This is a genomic window from Sulfitobacter sediminis, from assembly GCF_040811725.1.
GTDB classification, from domain to species: Bacteria; Pseudomonadota; Alphaproteobacteria; order Rhodobacterales; family Rhodobacteraceae; genus Sulfitobacter; species Sulfitobacter sediminis.
On the sequence record NZ_JBFNXX010000007.1, the window covers coordinates 220,891 to 238,434 of the forward strand.

18 protein-coding genes and 1 pseudogene are annotated in these 17,544 nt (G+C 59.8%); 12 read left to right on the plus strand and 7 right to left on the minus strand.

The features are described 5' to 3' along the window. Positions 1-88: 88 nt before the first annotated feature. The 9 genes from AB2B41_RS11755 (at position 89) to AB2B41_RS11795 (ending at position 9,949) form a co-directional block, all read left to right on the plus strand. The gene (locus tag AB2B41_RS11755) at positions 89-1,021 is read left to right on the plus strand and encodes a LysR family transcriptional regulator (protein ID WP_367877991.1); all 933 of its coding nucleotides are present in this window, start codon (positions 89-91) and stop codon (positions 1,019-1,021) included. Positions 1,022-1,132: 111 nt separating this feature from the next. Further along, complete coding sequence (locus AB2B41_RS11760; protein WP_367877992.1) at positions 1,133-2,710, plus strand: ABC transporter substrate-binding protein; 1,578 nt, start codon at positions 1,133-1,135, stop codon at positions 2,708-2,710. Between the two features lie 72 nt (positions 2,711-2,782). Then, positions 2,783-3,760 carry an ABC transporter permease gene (locus AB2B41_RS11765; RefSeq protein ID WP_367877993.1) on the plus strand — a complete coding sequence of 326 codons (978 nt, stop codon included), beginning with the start codon at positions 2,783-2,785 and terminating at the stop codon, positions 3,758-3,760. Beyond that, a complete protein-coding gene (locus AB2B41_RS11770) occupies positions 3,757-4,632 on the plus strand; it encodes an ABC transporter permease (protein WP_367877994.1) in 876 nt (291 codons plus the stop codon). The genes AB2B41_RS11765 and AB2B41_RS11770 overlap by 4 nt, the downstream gene beginning before the upstream one ends. Continuing rightward, the gene (locus AB2B41_RS11775; protein ID WP_367877995.1) at positions 4,632-5,618 is read left to right on the plus strand and encodes an ABC transporter ATP-binding protein; all 987 of its coding nucleotides are present in this window, start codon (positions 4,632-4,634) and stop codon (positions 5,616-5,618) included. The genes AB2B41_RS11770 and AB2B41_RS11775 overlap by 1 nt, the downstream gene beginning before the upstream one ends. Next, the gene (locus tag AB2B41_RS11780; protein WP_367877996.1) at positions 5,618-6,601 is read left to right on the plus strand and encodes an ABC transporter ATP-binding protein; all 984 of its coding nucleotides are present in this window, start codon (positions 5,618-5,620) and stop codon (positions 6,599-6,601) included. The genes AB2B41_RS11775 and AB2B41_RS11780 overlap by 1 nt, the downstream gene beginning before the upstream one ends. Positions 6,602-6,634: 33 nt before the next feature. Continuing rightward, a complete protein-coding gene (locus tag AB2B41_RS11785; RefSeq protein ID WP_367877997.1) occupies positions 6,635-7,258 on the plus strand; it encodes a flavin reductase family protein in 624 nt (207 codons plus the stop codon). Between the two features lie 10 nt (positions 7,259-7,268). After that, entirely contained in the window at positions 7,269-8,471 is a 1,203-nt protein-coding gene (locus AB2B41_RS11790; RefSeq protein WP_367877998.1) for an amidohydrolase family protein, read from the plus strand. Further along, the gene (locus AB2B41_RS11795) at positions 8,468-9,949 is read left to right on the plus strand and encodes an amidohydrolase family protein (protein ID WP_367877999.1); all 1,482 of its coding nucleotides are present in this window, start codon (positions 8,468-8,470) and stop codon (positions 9,947-9,949) included. The genes AB2B41_RS11790 and AB2B41_RS11795 overlap by 4 nt, the downstream gene beginning before the upstream one ends. Positions 9,950-10,026: 77 nt before the next feature. Here the strand turns inward: AB2B41_RS11795 and AB2B41_RS11800 are convergent, their stop codons facing one another. Then, positions 10,027-10,956 carry a 3-hydroxyacyl-CoA dehydrogenase NAD-binding domain-containing protein gene (locus AB2B41_RS11800; RefSeq protein WP_367878000.1) on the minus strand — a complete coding sequence of 310 codons (930 nt, stop codon included), beginning with the start codon at positions 10,954-10,956 and terminating at the stop codon, positions 10,027-10,029. A 424-nt stretch (positions 10,957-11,380) separates the two neighbouring features. Between AB2B41_RS11800 and AB2B41_RS11805 the strand changes: the two genes are divergently transcribed. Beyond that, positions 11,381-11,950, plus strand: a complete 570-nt coding sequence (locus AB2B41_RS11805) for an NAD(P)H oxidoreductase (protein ID WP_367878001.1) — start codon at positions 11,381-11,383, stop codon at positions 11,948-11,950. Positions 11,951-11,977: 27 nt separating this feature from the next. On the opposite strand, the gene AB2B41_RS11810 is transcribed toward AB2B41_RS11805, so the two are convergent. The 5 genes from AB2B41_RS11810 to AB2B41_RS11830 all read right to left on the minus strand — a co-directional run bounded on the left by AB2B41_RS11810 (position 11,978) and on the right by AB2B41_RS11830 (position 15,609). Then, the gene (locus AB2B41_RS11810) at positions 11,978-12,292 is read right to left on the minus strand and encodes a DUF1330 domain-containing protein (protein WP_367878002.1); all 315 of its coding nucleotides are present in this window, start codon (positions 12,290-12,292) and stop codon (positions 11,978-11,980) included. 114 nt (positions 12,293-12,406) lie between these two features. Next, positions 12,407-13,654 carry a tyrosine-type recombinase/integrase gene (locus tag AB2B41_RS11815; protein ID WP_367878003.1) on the minus strand — a complete coding sequence of 416 codons (1,248 nt, stop codon included), beginning with the start codon at positions 13,652-13,654 and terminating at the stop codon, positions 12,407-12,409. A gap of 78 nt (positions 13,655-13,732) precedes the next feature. Then, positions 13,733-14,551, minus strand: coding sequence for a class I SAM-dependent methyltransferase (locus AB2B41_RS11820; RefSeq protein WP_367878004.1), 819 nt, complete (start codon positions 14,549-14,551; stop codon positions 13,733-13,735). 131 nt (positions 14,552-14,682) lie between these two features. Then, the gene (locus tag AB2B41_RS11825) at positions 14,683-15,270 is read right to left on the minus strand and encodes a 2-hydroxychromene-2-carboxylate isomerase (RefSeq protein ID WP_367878010.1); all 588 of its coding nucleotides are present in this window, start codon (positions 15,268-15,270) and stop codon (positions 14,683-14,685) included. Positions 15,271-15,321: 51 nt separating this feature from the next. Then, entirely contained in the window at positions 15,322-15,609 is a 288-nt protein-coding gene (locus AB2B41_RS11830; protein WP_050932167.1) for a DUF1330 domain-containing protein, read from the minus strand. A 76-nt stretch (positions 15,610-15,685) separates the two neighbouring features. Here AB2B41_RS11830 and AB2B41_RS11835 point away from each other — a divergent pair, with 76 nt between their 5' ends. Then, positions 15,686-16,348 (plus strand): NAD(P)-dependent oxidoreductase, encoded by a 663-nt coding sequence (locus tag AB2B41_RS11835; RefSeq protein WP_367878005.1) that lies wholly within the window; start codon positions 15,686-15,688, stop codon positions 16,346-16,348. Between the two features lie 32 nt (positions 16,349-16,380). Continuing rightward, positions 16,381-16,902, plus strand: a complete 522-nt coding sequence (locus tag AB2B41_RS11840) for a GNAT family N-acetyltransferase (RefSeq protein WP_367878006.1) — start codon at positions 16,381-16,383, stop codon at positions 16,900-16,902. Between the two features lie 198 nt (positions 16,903-17,100). Here AB2B41_RS11840 and AB2B41_RS11845 read toward each other — a convergent pair. Continuing rightward, positions 17,101-17,460, minus strand: a pseudogene (locus tag AB2B41_RS11845) (TSUP family transporter); the annotation flags it as partial. Between the last annotated feature and the right edge of the window lie 84 nt (positions 17,461-17,544).

Here is a 17,544-nt window from a genome sequence, read left to right on the forward strand (position 1 = left end):
CGATCACCCCAAAACGCTAGCCAGCTTTGCTTGCTTGGAAAAATGTTATTAACTGACCCATAAGTGCTATTTTTCCGAGGATTGAGGCATGCTGAACTTCACCCTCAAGCAGCTCCGCTATGTGGAAGCCGCAGGCCGGTTGCGCTCCATCGCCAAGGCGGCGGCGGAGTTGTCGATCTCGCAATCCTCGATCACGGCGGCCATCGACTCGCTCGAGACTTGGCTCGACTATGACCTCTTCGTGCGCACCCCGGCCAAGGGGATTCAACCCACGCCCGCGGGGGCCGACGCCCTCGAGTTGATCCGCAACCTTCTCGACCAGGCGCGCCAGTTCGATGCGGAGTTGCGCTCGGTCGGGGGCGATGCCGCCGGGCTCGTGCGCATCGCCTGCTATGCAACGGCAGCACCCGCCTTCCTGCCGCCAATCCTGCGCAGCATCAACCGGGACTTTCCGCAGATGTCGGTACAGGTTCTGGAAGGAAACATGGAGGCCATCGCGACCTTCCTTGACGAGGGAAAGGCGGACCTCGCCTTCACCTACCCGCGCGTGCTCCACGCCGGGCACGACTTCCTGCCGCTGTTCCAGCCACCGCCCTTTGCGCTGATCTCAACCGACGATCCCATGTCCAAACGGAAAAGCGTCACCCTGAAGGAGCTGTCGCGCAAACCCATGGTCTTGCTCGACCTTCCCCTGACCCGGGACTATTTCGTGGGCCTCTTCAACGCCTGCGATTGCACCCCGCAGATCGCCCACTCCACCCGGTCGGCCGAGATCGCCCGCGCGCTGGTGTCGGGCGGGTTCGGCTACACCATCCTCAACATCCGGCCACAGCCTTATCAGGATGAGAACGCCCGATACCGCGCCGTGCCCATAAGCGACGCAAGCGAAGTGGAATGGTTCGGCATCGCCACCATCGCCAACGTCCGGCGCCCAAAGATCGTGCAGACCTTCATGGACGTCTGTGCGGGGCTTCAGCAGGATGGCGCCTTTGACGCGCTTGCGGTTCGACCACAGCCATAAACCCTAAAAAACCATGGAATAGCTGGCAATAAATCTGTTTTTTGCGGGAATGAGAATGATCTACGCTCGATTCATAAAAACAAGAATAGAGCCAACAAGGAGTGATACCACGTGAAGCATCAACTGAAGAATTTTCTGGCGGCAACCGCGACGGCGGCCCTGCTGGCCACCGGGGTTTCGGCCCAGGAGACCCCCAAGGCGGGCGGCACGCTTGTCGCCGCCCTGACCGGCACGCCGCGCGTACTGAACCCCGCGGTGCAGTCGGGCATCGTGACCGGCCTTGTGGGTGCGCAGCTTTTCGCAGCACCCCTGCGCTATGACGACGGCTGGAACCCGCAACCCTACCTCGCCAAAAGTTGGGAGGTCAGCGAGGACGGCCTCAAGGTCACGCTGAACCTTCAGGAGGACGCGACCTTCCACGATGGCGAGCCGATCAAATCCTCTGACATCGCCTTCTCGGTCAAGATCATCCAGGAATACCACCCCTTCAAATCCATGTTCGCACCGGTCACCTCGGTCGATACACCCGATGAGCATACTGCCGTCCTGAACCTCGCCCATCCGCACCCCGCGCTGATGCTGGCGATGTCCGGGCAGCTGATGTCGATCATCCCCGAGCACATCTACGGCGACGGTCAGGACCCCAAGAACCATCCGCGCAACAACGAGGACGTGGTGGGCTCCGGCCCTTTCAAGCTGGTGGAGTTCAAGCCTGGCGAGCACGTGATCATGGAGCGCTATGACGGCTATTGGGAGGAAGGCCTGCCCTACCTCGACCGGATCGTCGCACGCATCATCCCCGACAGCTCATCGCGCACCATCGCGCTTGAGAACGGCGAGCTGCATCTCTCCACCTTCGAGGCGGAGCCGACACTGGTCAACCGCATGATGAATGCCGATGGCATCAGTGTCTCGGGCGACGGCTATGGCGGCATCGGCCCCATCGACTGGCTGGCGATGAACACCACCCGCGGTCCGCTTCAGGACGTGCGCGTGCGTCAGGCCATCGCCTATGCGATCGACAAGAACTTCATCCACAAGGCGATCATGCGCGGCACCGCCAAGGATGCGAAAACCGGCGTGCACCCCGACAGCCCGCTCTACAACGCGAACGTCAACGCCTATGATCTCGACGTCGACAAGGCCAACACCCTGCTGGACGAGGCCGGTTTCCCGATGGAAGGCGGCAAGCGGTTCGATATCACGATGGAGCTGGTTCCCTTCCCGGGCTACAAGCCGCAGACCGAGTACATCAAGCAGGCGCTCAGCAAGGTCGGCATCAACGTCACCATCGAATCCGTGCCGGATTTCCCCAGCTGGGCGAAGCTGATGGGCACGATGGATTTCGACATGTCGCTCGACAGCGTCTACAACTGGGGTGACCCGGTGATCGGCGTGAACCGGACCTACATGACCAGCAACATCGCCAAGGGTGTGTGGTCGAACACGCAGGGCTATTCCAACGCCCGCGTGGACGAACTGCTGGAAATGGCGGCGCAGGAGAACGACCAGGAAAAGCGCAAGGCGCTTTACGCTGAGTTCCAGGAGATCGTGAACGAAGAGGTGCCGATCTACTACCTGAACGCCGTGCCCATGCACACCTTCTACTCCAACAAGGTGCAGAACCCCCCGGTGGGCGGCATCTGGTCCACGTCCTCCCCGATGGACCGTGTCTGGCTTAAGGAATGAGCTGAAGTGAACCGGGCGGACCGGCCACCGGTCCGCCCGACCTGCGATAGACGCGCATAAGGATCACGGGCCTTGGACTTCATCCGAACCATCGCGACACGCCTGTTCTACGCGGTCGCCCTTCTGCTGGCCGTGCTGGTGCTCAATTTCACATTGATCCACCTGGCGCCGGGGGACGTGGCCGACACCATCGCGCAGTCGATGGGGGGCGCCGACGAGGAAATCCTCGACCGTATCCGGGCGGACTACGGGCTGGACCAGCCCTTTATCGTCCAGCTTGGCAGCTACATGGCGCGGGTCCTGCGCTTTGATCTCGGCTATTCCTTCTTCTATTCCATGCCGGTGACAGAGCTGATCCTCCAGCGTCTGCCCGCGACACTGCTGCTGGTCTTTCTCGCACAACTGCTCGCGCTGATCATCGGCGTGGTGCTGGGCGTCATCTCGGCCCGGCGGCCGAACGGCATCCTGTCGCATTTCGTGACTTTCTTCGCCCTCTTCGGCTATTCCGCACCGGTGTTCTGGACGGGCATCCTGCTGCTCATCGGCTTCTCGCTGAAAATCCAGTGGTTCCCTGTGGCTGGCATGCGCGACGTCACGCTGATCGGGGGCTTCTGGGCGCACTTCTGGGACGTGGCACGCCACCTCGTGCTGCCGGTCATCACCCTGTCCTCGATCTTCCTCGCCCTCTATTCCCGCCTGTCCCGCGCCACGATGATGGAGACGCTGGGCAGCGATTACGTCCGTACCGCCAAGGCCAAGGGCCTTTCCACCCGCTCCGTCGTCTACAAGCACGCGCTGAAAAACGCGCTGTCGCCGGTGATCACGCTGGCGGGCCTGCAATTCTCCGCCGTCGTCTCGGGTGCGGTGCTGGTCGAGACGGTCTTTGCCTGGCCGGGTCTTGGCACGCTTGCCTTCCAGTCGATCATCGCCCGCGACACGCCCACGATCCTTGGCATCCTGTTCTTTTCCGCGCTGATGGTGATCGTCGGCAACCTTTTGACCGACTTCGCCCTCCGTGCGGTCGATCCCAGAATGAGAGGCCGGGGATGACCGACCAGACCAGCCAACCCGTCCCCAAGGCCCAGTCCCCGCTTTCCGAAGCCTGGGACATGTTCAAGCGCAACCACGCCGCAATGGCGGGGCTGGTGGTGCTCTGCCTCATCGTGCTTGGCGCAATCTTCGGCCCCTATCTCTATCCCGGCCAGCCCTTCGAGATGGCCTGGGCGCCCTTCTCTCCGCCCGGTGTGGACGGCTTCCTCTTGGGCACCGATTACCTCGGCCGCGACCTCTTGGCGCAGATCATCCATGGAGCGCGGGTCACCCTGATCATCGGGCTCTCGGCCGCCATCGTCACGGTGGTCATCGGCGTGACCATCGGTGCGCTCGCGGGCTTCTACGGTGGCTTCGTAGAGGAAGCCCTGATGCGCTTCACCGAGTTCTTTCAGGTGCTGCCCACGCTGCTCTTCTCCATGGTCATCGTCGCGCTCTTCGGCGCGAGCCTGCCGATGATCACACTCGCCATTGGCCTTGTCAGCTGGACCGCCGTGGCCCGGATCACCCGGGCCGAGTTCCTGCGGATCAGGGAACTGGAATACGTCATGGCCAGCCGCGCCTCGGGAGCCTCGGGGCTGAAGCTGATGTTCCGCGTGATCCTGCCGAACGCCCTGCCGCCGATCATCGTGCAATCCGCGCTCATGGTCGGCTCCGCCATCCTCTTCGAGGCGGGCCTGTCGTTCCTTGGCCTCACCGATCCCAACGTGATCAGCTGGGGCCAGATCATCGGGTCGAACCGGCAATACATTCTTGAAAGCAGCTTTACCGTGACCATCCCCGGCCTCGCGATCTTTATCACCGTGCTGGCGATCAGCCTTGTCGGCGACGGTCTGAACGACGCGCTCAACCCCCGTCTGAGGCAGCGCTGATGGAACCGCTTCTGAAGGTCGAAAACCTGCGTATCGAATTGTCGACCCGTGCGGGCGTGGCCCCGGTGATCGACGATCTGAGCTTCGAGCTGGGGCATGGTGAGAACATCTCCTTTGTCGGCGAAAGCGGCTGCGGCAAGTCGATGACCGCGCTCGCGATCATGGGACTGCTGCCCGAAGGGATCGGGCGCATCGCCTCGGGCCGCATCATCTTCGACGGCGAGGACCTGACCAAGGCGAGCGAGAAGCGCCTGCGTGACCTGCGCGGCAACGACATCTCGATGATCTTTCAGGAGCCTATGACCTCGCTCAACCCGGTCTACACCGTGGGCGAACAGATCGCCGAAGTGCTGCGCGAGCATGAAAACCTTGGAAAGACGGCCGCGCATGACGCCGCCATCGAGCTTCTTGACGCGGTGCGCATCCCCAACCCCAAGGGCCGCGTCAACGACTACCCCTTCCAGATGTCGGGCGGCCAGCGCCAGCGCGTGATGATCGCCATCGCCCTGGCCTGCAAACCGAAAATCCTGATCGCGGATGAGCCGACAACCGCCCTTGACGTCACTGTGCAGGCGCAGATCTTCGATCTGCTGCGTGATCTGCGCCGCGAATTCGGCACCTCGATCATCATGATCACCCACGACATGGGCGCAGTGGCCGAAATGGCCGAGCGGATGATCGTCATGTACGCCGGTCGTAAAGCCGAGGTCGGTCCGGTGCAGCAGATCATCGAACACGCAAGGCATCCCTATACCAAGGGTCTTATCTCCTGCGTGCCGCACATCATGGCCGATCCGACCTTCGAACGGGAGGAGTTGACCGAGATCCCCGGCATCGTGCCGGGCCTCGGCGAATTTGGGCAGGACAAATGTCTCTTCGCGGAGCGCTGCACCATGGTGGTGGACAAATGCCTGCGCGCGCGTCCCCCCGAGGCCGCATTCGCCAACGGTCAAAGCGCCGCCTGCTGGCGCGCGGAGGAAGTCTGATGGCCGAGCTTCTGGAAATCGAAAATCTGTCAGTCCGCTTTCCGGTACGCAAGAAAGGCGGCGGATGGGGCGCAAAGACGTACCTCACGGCCGTGGACAGCGTGAATTTCACCGTCCGCAAGGGCGAGACACTGGCCATCGTCGGCGAAAGCGGATCAGGCAAGACCACGGCGGCGCTCGCCATCGCGCGGCTGGTCACAGGCGAGACCACGGGCGAGGTGCGGCTGGAGGGCAAGGACATCCTGCCGCTCCAGCAGGAGCAGCTGAAGGCGATGCGCCGGCAGGTGCAGGTGATCTTTCAGGACCCCTATTCCTCGCTCAACCCCCGCCAGCGGGCCGAGGACATCGTGCGCGAACCGCTCGACAGCCTGACCGACAAGTCTGTCGCCGAAAAGGCCGCCATCGTGGACGAGCTGTTCGCCGCCGTGGGCCTGCGGCCCGAGCAAAAGCGGCTTTTCCCGCACCAGTTCTCCGGCGGCCAGCGTCAGCGCATCGGTATCGCCCGCGCGCTTTCCACCCGGCCCGAGGTCATCATCTGTGACGAGCCGGTCAGCGCCCTCGACGTCGCGGTGCAGGCACAAATCCTCAATCTGCTGCGCCGCCTGCAAAAGGATTTCGGGCTGACCTACCTCTTCATCAGCCATGACCTCGGCGTCGTGCAGCACATGTGCGACAGCGTGGCGGTCATGTATATGGGCAAGATCGTTGAACACGCCGACCGCATCGCGCTCTTCTCCGACCCGCAGCATCCCTATACCGAGGCGCTTCTCTCCGCCGTGCCTTCCGTTGATGCCAAGCGGCGCGAGGAGACCCGGCGCATCCTGATCCCCGGCGACCCGCCCGATCCACTGAACCTGCCCAAGGGCTGCCGTTTCGCCTCGCGCTGCCCGATCGCGGAACCGCGCTGCTCGGAGAGCGAGCCGCCGCTAAAACCGGCCAGGAACGGCGGTCTGGTCGCCTGTCATCTGCGCGAGGCGGGGTGAGCATCTTGTCGCATTTCGCTGAGGGGACCCGCGATGGAGTTTGACTTCGAAGCCCTCCCCCCGCGGGACCGCTACCGCCTGCTGTGCGGTTTCGTGGCCCCCCGCCCCATCGCGCTGGTGACGACGATGAGCGACAGCGGAACGGCCAATGCAGCACCCATGAGCTTCTTCAACGTCTTCTCGCAAGACCCGCCCATCGTGATCCTCGGCATCCAGACCCGGCCTGATGGCACCGAAAAGGACACAATCCGCAACATCCGCCGCAGCGGTGAATTCGTCGTGAACCTCTGCGACATGGCACTGGCGCAGCAGATGGTGGATTGCGGCCATCCCTTTGACGCGGACGTGGATGAGATCACGCTGACAGGGCTGAGCCATGCGCCCTCGCTCAAGATCGCCCCGCCCCGCGTGGCAGAGGCTCCGGCCTCGATGGAATGCCGTGTCGAACGGTTGATCGAGTACCCCAGCCGGGTGATTGTGTTGGGCGAAGTGGTGCAAATGCATGTGCGCGACACCTGCCTCGACGCGGACGGCCACTACGTCCGGCCCGAAATCTACCAGCCCGTCGCGCGCCTTCATGCCGACAATTACATCGTCGCCGACCGCCAGTTCGTGCTGACCGAAAGCGCCGATCTGGCCGACCGGCCAAGGCGTTGAGGGGTTGGGCATGGCAGAGGATACGCTCATTCTCCGCAACGTCCGCCCCGAGGGGGGCAAGACCGTCGATGTCCTGATCCGCGACGGCCATATCGCCCGCATCGCGCCCGGCCTGCCAGACGCGCCCGATGCGCGGACCCTCGACGGCGAAAACGCCATCCTGCTGCCGGGACTGGTCGAGGCGCATACCCATCTCGACAAGACCCTGCTGGGCATGGGCTGGCGTCCGCATCAGGCGGGCCCGACCCTGAAGGACAAGATCGACACAGAGCGCCGCCTCCGCCGCGAGTGGGACATCGACCCGCACCGGCAATCCATGCGGCAGGCGCTCTTGTCGCTGGGCCATGGCTCCACCGCGATCCGCAGTCACGTGGATATGGACACCGACTGCGGCATGGAAGGCTTCGAAGGCGTGACGCGCACGCGCGAGGCGCTTGCCGGGCTGATCGACCTCCAGATCGTCGCCTTCCCCCAGTCCGGCCTGCTGGTCCGCCCCGGAACAATCGACCTGATGGATCAGGCCCTGCAAGACGGCGCAGACGTGGTCGGCGGCCTCGACCCCTGCAGCATGGACCGCGATCCGAAAGGTCACCTTGATGCGGTCTTCGGTTTGGCCGAGCGGTACGGCAAACCGATCGACATCCACCTGCACGAACCCGGGGAGCTGGGCGCATTCTCCATCGAGCTGATCCTCGAGCGCACCCGCGCCCATGCCATGCAGGGCCATGTCACGATCAGCCACGCCTTCTGCCTCGGTATGCCCGACCGGGAGCGCGCGCTGGCGCTCATCGCCGATCTGGCGGAGGCGCGCATCCACATCGCCACCGTTGCCACCCCCTTCCGCCCCGTGCCGCTGGCCGACGATCTGCGCAGCGCAGGTGTGACGCTCTGTGCCGGGTCGGACGGAATACGCGATTGCTGGGGCCCCTATGGAAATGCCGACATGCTGGAACGCGCGATGCTCCTTGGGCTGCGCAACAATTTCCGCAGGGACGAGGATGTCGAACATGCGCTCTGGTGCTGCACCCATGGTGGCGCGCGGGTCATGGGTTTGGAAAAATACGGCCTGACCGAAGGCTGCCGCGCCGATCTGGTGCTCGTCAAGGCAGAGACACCCGCACATGCGGTCGTAAGCCACCCGCCGCGCAAGCTGGTGCTGAAAGGCGGCCGCGTCGTGGCGCAGGAGGGCCGCGCCCTCCGCGATGCGCCATGACAGCCGCCGGACGGCAGAGCGGGCGGGTCCTGCTGACGGCGGACTGGGTGGTGGGGCACCGTGAGGACGGGCACATCCTGCTGCCGCAGGGCGAGGTGGTGTTCGAGGATGGCGAAATCCTCTTCGTCGGGCGGGGCTTTGACGGCGACGTCGCCCGCCGGATCGACTACGGGCAATCGCTGGTCGGACCGGGGTTCATCGACCTCGACGCGCTGTCAGACCTCGACACCACCGTGCTGGCGCTCGACAACCAACCGGGCTGGCGCAAGGGGCGGGTCTGGCCGGAAAGTTACATGCAGGCGGGCCCGCGCGAGATGTATACGCCCGAGGAACTGCGCTGGCAGAAACGCTACGCCTTCACCCGGCTCATCCGCAACGGCATCACCACGGCCCTGCCCATCGCCTCGCTCTTCTACCGCGAATGGGGCGAAACATCGGACGAATTCGAGGGTGCCGCCGAGGCGGCACAAGACCTCGGCCTGCGCGTCTACCTCGGCCCCGCCTATCGCAGCGGCAATACCTTCGTCCGCGAGAACACGGAAATCGACTTCTACTTCGATGAAGATCGCGGATTGGACGGCCTGGAACAGGCCCGCCGGTTTGCGCAGGCTTTCGAGGGGCGCGCCGGGGGTCTTATCCGCACCATGCTGGCACCCGACCGGATCGAAACCTGCACCGCCAACCTCCTGCGCCGCACAGCGGATGTCGGGCGCGATCTCGATATACCGGTGCGCCTGCACTGCTGCCAGTCGGCCTTCGAGTACCAGTCCGTCCTGCGCCTGCAGGGCATGTCGCCACCCGAATGGCTGCGCGACCTCGACTTCTTCACCGCTCGGACGATCCTGCCGCATCTGACGCATATCTCAGGCTGCAACGGGATCGACCATCGGGCACCCGACCTGCAAATCCTCGCCGACAGCGGCGCGTCGCTTGCGCATTGCCCGCTGGTGATGGCCCGCGGCGGCGCCGCCCTGCAATCCTTCGGTACTTTCCGCGCTTCCGGCATGACCATCGGGATGGGCACCGACACGCATCCCCCCGACATGATCCAAAACATGCAGATTGGCCTGATGACGGCGCGCCTTGCCGAAGGCAAGCCGGACGCCGTCAGGGCAGGTGACCTCTACGATGCCGCGACCCTCGGCGGGGCCGCAGCCCTGGGGCGAAGCGATCTCGGCCGCCTCGCGCCCGGTGCGCGGGCCGACCTTGTCGTGATCGGGCTGGACGACCCCGCCATGGGCCAGATCATCGACCCGATCCAGACCATACTTCTGAACGGATGCGGACGTGACGTGCGCACGGTGGTCATCGACGGGCGGTTTGTCATGGAAGACGGGGCCATTCCCAGGGTCGATCATGAGGCGCTCCGGACACGCGCACAACATCAATTCGACCGGCTCGTCGCCCAGTATCCCGACCGGACATTCGGTCACCCCCCCGTCCAGGAGATATTCCGTGCGTCCTACCCCGTCCGATGACCATCAACGCCCTGCTTCTCAAGCCGTGGACGCAGCATTTCCTTGGCAAAGCAAACCCCAGGAACGCAGTGCCCCTCTCACAAACCGAAGTCTTTCTTCAGCTTTGCAAGCGCCACCAAGGCCGCATCCCGCCGCGCCACCAGAGTTGCCTCATCCATCTGGACAAGCTCCCGGTCAACGCCCTCCACCAGCGCCTCCTTTACGCTCTCGGAAAGGGTCGGCTGCCCCAATTCCGCCCAGCGGGCTTCCTGCGTGGGGCCCAGGTGATCGAGGTATCCCCGATACCCACCGGTTCCGCCACCGAGGTGGTAGGTCAGATGCGGTCCCATGAGGGCCCAGCGCATGCCCGGCCCATAGGCGACCGCCTTGTCGATGTCCTCCACATCCGCGATGCCTTCCGCGACCAGATGAACCGCCTCGCGATAAAGCGCCGAGGTCAGCCGGTTCGCAAGATGCCCCGGCACCTCCCGCTTGACGCGGATCGTCACCCGCTCCATCTGCGCATAGAACCGCTCCGCTGTCGTGACTGTTTCCTCGCTGGTTAGCTCTCCCGCCACCAGTTCCACCATGGGCACGAGATGCGGCGGGTTCATCGGATGCGCGACAAGAATGCGCCCCGGATGGCGCGCTCCGCTCTGGATATCGCTCGCTTTGAGAGAGGACGTGCTTGACGCGATAACAGTGTCGGGGTCCAGGACGTCCTCCAGCCTCGCAACGATATCCCGCTTGATCTCAATCCGTTCCGGACCGTTCTCCTGAACGAAGTCAACACCCGCAAGAGCGGAAAAATCGTTGCTCACAATGGGCTCGGGCTTTTGATCGCCAACGATCAATCCAAGCGCGCCGAGGCTTTCCCACGCGTGGTTAAGAAAGACGTCAAGCCGGACACGGGCGGCCTCATCCGGATCAACGACCACAATCCGGCATCCCCGTGCCAGAAAAAGGCTCGCCCAGCTCATCCCGACAAGCCCGCCCCCGACTACCCCAACCGATGTGAATTCACTCATCCAGGACCTCTCACCAGAACCATCCGAAGCTCAGTCGCCAAGGAATAGCGCAGGAACATGAGCTGAAACAGACGCATTGGGAGAAGTGGTGCCCGGGGGCGGAATCGAACCACCGACACGAGAATTTTCAAGACTTGTGTTAATTTTAAGCGCTTGTTTTTAAATGGCTATTTTGGCTAAATTTGAGGTGTGCGATAAACTGTGCGATGAAGCTATGCTGCGCTGGGTTGGACAAAAACTGTGTTCAACACACTAACCTAAAACACTGTGTTTGAACACACTTTCTGCAACTGTGTTTGGAAGCATGTCTCTGTACCAGCAGTCGCTGCGTGGACCGCACGATAACAATGCTTCAGCTCGCACTCGTCAGCTCAAACGACCTTCTTGTGTTATGATGCGGAAGTGGTAGCGCGGAAGGGCCGTCATGAACGTCTTAGTCGTCTTTGATCATCCGAGACGGAAATCGCTGTCAGGCGTTGTGCTTGATCAGTTCGTGGCAGGCTTAGAGGAAAGCGGGAACATTCCTGAGATCGCAGACTTGCATGCTGAGCGATTTGATCCCCGCATGCCCGTTGAAGATGAGCCGGACCTTAGTGGCGGCCCACAATCATATTCTGACGCAGTACGTCGAGAGCAGGCCCGAGTGGAGAGAAACGACGCGGTTGCCTTCATCTTCCCAGTTTGGTGGTGGTCAGTGCCAGCAATGACCAAAGGTTGGATCGACAGGGTCTGGAATGCCGATTGGGCTTATGGAAACCAAAAGCTAACGCTTGACCGAGCACTGTTGGTTGGTCTCGCAGCAACTGGGTCCGCGTCGTTCAAGAAGCGCGGCTATACAACTGCTATGGAGACGCAGTTGGTCGTCGGAGTGATGAACTTCTGCGGTATCACGAACGCCAGACTGGAACTCCTTCACGATACCTTGGAAGGCGACGACGAAAGGCAGGCGCTTCTGGTGAAGGCGAGAACTCTAGGGCGTACCTTCGCAAACTGACTCCGTTTTTGGATGGCATTTGCTCAGTTAATTGTTGGACTGGATAGCCACTCCTGTCTCCATCGCAATCAAGGTACTACTCGCCGATTGTAGACGGATTTCACGTGCGGGAGCGTACTCTGGACTTTCATACCAAGCCTTTAGGGTCGCCATATCCGGAAACTCCACAATCACAAGGCGGTCTGGGTTCCAAGTGCCGTTAGCCTCCAGTGTTCTCAGCGCTTCCCCTCTGGCCAAGAAACGGCCACCATACTTCTCTATCGTTGGCACAACCGCCCGCTTGTATTCTTCAAACAGTTCTTGCTCAGTGATCGTCTCATCGACGATGAGTAATGCTGGCATGTTGAGGCACTCTCCGACTTTCCGGCAGTACCAAGCCTATGCGCTTCGTCCGCAAGGCAGACGCTCTTGTGATGTGCATCGAAGGTCCGCTTTCGGTGTTTCCAGCTCTAATAGCTAGATTTCACCGCCCGAAGCCTTCTGCGCCTCATACTCTTCAGCAGACAATTCATACCGTTTGCCAGTGAACATGTCTTTCTTCATGCGCGGGGTTAGGTGGCTGTAGTGCCGTTCAATCATGCCAATCGACGTGCCCATCTGCTTGGTCAATGCGTGGATATCCATGCCGTCATTGACCAGCGCGAATGTCGCGTATGTGTGACGCAAGCTGTAGAGCGTGCGATCCTGCCCTGTCTTGGGACACTTGAGCAGCCCAGCGTCTTTCAAGAACGCTTTGAAGGTCTGACGCAGATGCTCAGTTACCGTCCCATCGGGCAAGCAAAACACTGGTAAGTCCAGCTTCTGCTTGAGCATCTCGTAGAAGTCGATGTCCTTGATCGCATCGGTGCGTGAATGAATACGCTTGAGGTAGTCGATTGTGCCAGCACGACCGATGGCTTCGTGCGGCTTGGTTTTGCCGTGAAGATAGAACTCCACGTATTCAAGATCGTTTTCCTTAAAGACGGTCACATGCTTCCAGCGCAGGTTCTGCGCTTCTGTGCCGTGTCGCATGCCGGTGTTGGCCAAGATCAGCACGTAGTCGCGCAGCAGATAGCGCATGTCGCGTGACTTGCCGCCTTTGCCCTTGTCGATCCAGTGCGGCAGCTTACTGATCATCGACCGATATTCTTCACGGCTGAAGTCAGGACGCCGTTTTGCGCCTTCGCCTTTGTTGGCGAGGATAGGCACCTTGCCTTGCGTGATGAAGCCACGAGCGACTGCTTCCGCATACACCTTGTTCATGGCTGAGTTGTGCGTGTTCAGCGTCGATGCTTTTGGCTCGCGCCCAATCTGCTCTGCCCGCCAAGCGTTGAACGCCAGGATTTTGTCGTGGTCGATATTGGTGATGAAGGTCTTGCCAAAGAACGGGATGAAGTACTTGTTCAACGCCTTGATGTAGTCCTTGAAGACCTTGCGCCCTGCACCCGCATCCAATTGCCTCTGCATGTCCGAAATAGCCAGCCGCGCAACATCCTCGAAACGCTTGGTGACAACGGGCAGGTCGTGCTTGGCGCGGAATTTGTAGTCGAGGTATTGCTCGCGGGCGACAGTCTTGGCTTCTTCCAGATCGCGCTTGCCCGTGCTGATGCGCACCCAGTGCTCGTTGATCTTGAACGTAGCTTGCCAGCGCTTGCTATTGCCGCGTTTGTAGACCTTCACCTCCCCGTCCAATAGCACATGCGTATCCGCGCCCAGCTTGGCCATTCCCGCTCCTCGATTGCCTCATCACACACTAAGTTCCTGTGTTGGTGATGTCAGCCGGAAATCGAGTACCGTAGGCGTTTAGTTGGCTTGAGCGACGACCAAAGATGCAGGTATGGGAGCACGCCACTTGTCGCCGTCAGAAAAGCGGCTACGGACTTTTTCGGCAACGGCCGCTTTAATCGCTGCATTGTTTGCCTCGGGTTGTTGAGACAGCAGATAACCTCCTCGAGGAGCTCCGTTTTGGAAGATCTCAGCCAGATCTTCGGGCTCCTCCAACACCCAAGAACAATCGAGCTGTTCTTGCTTTTGCACCTCAAACCCCGCGCCTGACAGGATCGACTTTGCCATTTCCTCGTTCGCAAACTGATGGAAATTCGGGCTGTCAGGCATCGTCACAGAAGGGTCACCATGCTCCTGGACACTGCTGTAAAACACTTGGAAGACAGGAGATACGTCCGGGCCACACCACGAAGTCATGATGAATTGTCCCTTTGGCTTCAGAACCCTGCGAATTTCAGAAAGTGCCTTTGGCTGATCAGGGACATGCATGAGCCCAAAGCTACAAACAACGGCATCGAATTCAGCATCGCCAAAGGGGAGATTTTGGGCGTCAGCTTCAACAAACTCTCCGTCTGGAAATTTGTCGCGGGCGTGCGAGAGCATCTTGGCTGAGAAATCCGCCCCAATCACCGCATGCCCGGCTTTGGCAAGCGCCTCCGTGACGTTGCCTTGTCCGCAGCAAAGATCAAGAACCTTACCGGCACCTCCAACGTTGGACACAATGTGAGGGATGGCCATGTCACTCGCCTCGGCAAACATGTTCACGTAGCCCGACGAGATCGTATCGTCAGACCAGCCCTTCGTTTCCAGTTCCGCAAATCCCTCATACGTTGCCATTTTATCCCCTCCCTAGTTCCTGTGCTTGATAGCACAAATGCACATTTCTCTCTATGGGACCGCTAGAGCCTGCCTCCAAGTTTCGGCTAGTTGCTGGACACGTAAGCTGCTTGTGAGGTGCACACAGACATTCATTTTTCAATCGATTGAGCCCACATCACCGCATCTTCCAACCGGTCGTCACCCCAGAACACTTCGCCATCCACTACGAAAGTTGGAGAACCGAATACACCGAGTTTCATCGCCTCTTCAGTCGCAGCAGAGAGAGCATTCGCGATGCTCTCAGATTGTGCGGCAGCGAGAACTTTGGCGGGATCACAACCGATTTCCTCAAGGCTGGAAGACAGGTTTGGTTCCTCACCGGCTGGTTCGCCAGCTTCAAACCAGCGCTTGTAAGTCGCCCGGGTGTAGTCTTCGACCCAACCTTCGTTGACGCCAACCATTGCAACTTGATTGGCCAAAACCAAACCCGGCAAAGGGTAAGGGGCCGGTACCTTGGGCGAGAGCCCGTATTTTTTCGCTCGTCGTTCGATGTCGCGCCACATGTACGCAGCTTTGACCGGTTTGCCTTTGAAGGGGATGTTGTTCTGTTCGACCATCACATGCCGAACGTCGAAAGGTCGCCAACGAAACTTCACATTGTGCGCTCGCTCGACCTCGGGAAGTCGCATGACAGTCAGGTAGCTGTAAGTGCTACCGATGGAGTACCAGAAATCCATATCGGCCAAAGTTGCTCCTCCAGCTGTCTGAGTTGCGACAGACGCTAGCCTCTATAGTCCCTCTACGAGGATCAGGTCTGTGTCGGAAATCTTCTCTCTGACGGCACGTGCCTCAGTGTAGGCATCGGACTCATAGAATGCCCGAGCCGCATCAATGCTTTCGAACTCGATCACGATGGCAAGGCCTTGTGCGCCGCCCTCGCGATGGTCCGGTGACGGGTTTCTTACCAAGACCTTTCCGTTGTGGGCTTTGATCGCCGCACCCGACAGTTGCTTGAACTCCTCAAAGGCGTCTTTGTCATGAACACGGATGTGCGCGACCAGATATCCTTTTGCCATTACAGTGCTCCCGTATCTTGTTGGTATGCCGATAATGTTATCCAGTTGGGGCCTGCTGGAAAAGGAAGCAAAGAACATGAATATTCTAGTCCTCGGGGCGACCGGCAATACGGGTCGGCAATTTGTCGACATGGCACTGGAACGAGGCCACACGATCAAGGCAATCGTTCGTTCCTCTGGCGGTTTAGGCGAACGAACGGGACTGGATGTACTTCAGGGAGACGTTCTGGATGCCTCGGTTTTGAAGCAAGCTTCCCGAGAAATGGATGCCATCGTATCCTGCCTTGGCATACGAAAGAAAGATCCGTCTGATCCATGGTCAACTCTGCTCTCTCCTGAGGATTTCACAGAACGTTGTGCGATTGGAATTGTCGAAGCCATGAAGGCCAATGGCATTGAGAGGGCCGTTGTCATCAGCTCTGCTGGGGTTGGTGATAGTTGGGAAACGGTCGACGCAGACATGCGCAACGTCATTCAAAGCAGCAGCGTCGGAGCGATTTTTCGTGATCTGGGCAACATGGAAGAGGTTCTGGATGCGAGTGGATTGGATACACTCGCGGTGCGTCCGGTGGCTTTGGTCAACGGTGACCCAAGCGGCAGTGTCCAGATTGTCGATAGGTTTGAAAAGACATCCAAGATATCCACGGGCGATGTCGCGCAATGGATGCTCGATGCGGTTGAGAGACCGACCGCATTCGAACAGCGAACCGAGATGATTGGGGCGATGAATTTATCCTAACCTAGAATGAAAAACGATTTCGTGAGGTGCGTATGAAAGTCGAATATGAAAACCTGAGGTCACAGCCAGAAAAAGAACCGATGGATGCGCTTCTTCGAGAGTATTACGACTTGATGGTTTCTCGCATCGCTACGATGGGTGGCAAAGCCCCTGCGGGTGGACGAAAGGCAATCGAAGAGTTTTGGCGAGAAATAGATCAGTTCTTGCCGCCAAATGGGCGCTTGTTTCTCGCGAGAAGTGAAGACGGAGATCTTCTTGGATGCGGTTCGCTGAAGTCTGTCGGCAGCGAGAAAGGCGAATTGAAACGCCTTTTTGTGCGTCCGAGCGCTCGAGGACTTGGCATTGGACGAGAACTCGTTGAGCTAAGGATTGGTGCTGCCAAAGAGATGGGTTTGAAGACCCTTTTAGTCGACACACTGAGAAATAATGTCGAGATGCGAAGCTTGTATGAGAAATTGGGTTTTGAAGAGATCGATGTTTACCCGGAGAGTTCCAGCTACAATCTTGTGCCCGAATTGCAGCAGTACTTTCGTTTCTACTCCATGGACTTGTAGGCTCTGATGTACACACGTCCCGAACTCACGCTTAAGGCCAATGGAAACATCTGAGCAAAACCATCAGATGACCGCCCATCGTAGCATTGCTGCCGTTGCCGATACAGCTCTTATCTTCAAAAGCGAATTCCGCGCAGAAATTTCTTTCTCGGCCTTAGAAAACGACTAAGTGCAACTTACCCGGTGTCTGCCTTCCGTTCATAGCAAAGTGTATTTCAGACCAATCGCGGCAACGATCACGCCCATAGTAATTTGCAACCAGCTATTCTTCGAAGCTCTGTTGATCAGTGGACCAACAACGGCGCCAAAGATTACCCCGAATGCCAGCGGCAGGAGGAGATCGTAGTCAAGCGTTGCGCCTAGAGCGAGAAAGTTGCTTATCGAGACAAGTAATGAGACGAAGATGGCGACAGCAGCTGTCGCAGGAACGATATGCATAGGCATCGCCAGGAAGCTTGCCATGTATGGGACCAGAAGGAACCCACCGCCGACACCAAAAATTGATGCGGTCATCGCTATCACAGCGCCAGCCACAATCGGCGACCAGGTGGGCACTCGGTAATTTTTGACCCAGCCCCCTGATCCGGGCCGATCAGGTGTAGAATCCGTTCCTGTTTCTTTCTGTTGATACGGTTGCGGTCA

Coding starts and splice junctions, on each gene's coding strand:
- AB2B41_RS11755 (WP_367877991.1), top strand. CDS start 89: ATGCTGAACTTCACCCTCAAGCAGCTCCGCTATGTGGAAGCCGCAGGC.
- AB2B41_RS11770 (WP_367877994.1), top strand. CDS start 3,757: ATGACCGACCAGACCAGCCAACCCGTCCCCAAGGCCCAGTCCCCGCTT.
- AB2B41_RS11775 (WP_367877995.1), top strand. CDS start 4,632: ATGGAACCGCTTCTGAAGGTCGAAAACCTGCGTATCGAATTGTCGACC.
- AB2B41_RS11780 (WP_367877996.1), top strand. CDS start 5,618: ATGGCCGAGCTTCTGGAAATCGAAAATCTGTCAGTCCGCTTTCCGGTA.
- AB2B41_RS11785 (WP_367877997.1), top strand. CDS start 6,635: ATGGAGTTTGACTTCGAAGCCCTCCCCCCGCGGGACCGCTACCGCCTG.
- AB2B41_RS11790 (WP_367877998.1), top strand. CDS start 7,269: ATGGCAGAGGATACGCTCATTCTCCGCAACGTCCGCCCCGAGGGGGGC.
- AB2B41_RS11795 (WP_367877999.1), top strand. CDS start 8,468: ATGACAGCCGCCGGACGGCAGAGCGGGCGGGTCCTGCTGACGGCGGAC.
- AB2B41_RS11800 (WP_367878000.1), bottom strand. CDS start 10,956: ATGAGTGAATTCACATCGGTTGGGGTAGTCGGGGGCGGGCTTGTCGGG.
- AB2B41_RS11805 (WP_367878001.1), top strand. CDS start 11,381: ATGAACGTCTTAGTCGTCTTTGATCATCCGAGACGGAAATCGCTGTCA.
- AB2B41_RS11810 (WP_367878002.1), bottom strand. CDS start 12,292: ATGCCAGCATTACTCATCGTCGATGAGACGATCACTGAGCAAGAACTG.
- AB2B41_RS11815 (WP_367878003.1), bottom strand. CDS start 13,654: ATGGCCAAGCTGGGCGCGGATACGCATGTGCTATTGGACGGGGAGGTG.
- AB2B41_RS11820 (WP_367878004.1), bottom strand. CDS start 14,551: ATGGCAACGTATGAGGGATTTGCGGAACTGGAAACGAAGGGCTGGTCT.
- AB2B41_RS11825 (WP_367878010.1), bottom strand. CDS start 15,270: ATGGATTTCTGGTACTCCATCGGTAGCACTTACAGCTACCTGACTGTC.
- AB2B41_RS11830 (WP_050932167.1), bottom strand. CDS start 15,609: ATGGCAAAAGGATATCTGGTCGCGCACATCCGTGTTCATGACAAAGAC.
- AB2B41_RS11835 (WP_367878005.1), top strand. CDS start 15,686: ATGAATATTCTAGTCCTCGGGGCGACCGGCAATACGGGTCGGCAATTT.
- AB2B41_RS11840 (WP_367878006.1), top strand. CDS start 16,381: ATGAAAGTCGAATATGAAAACCTGAGGTCACAGCCAGAAAAAGAACCG.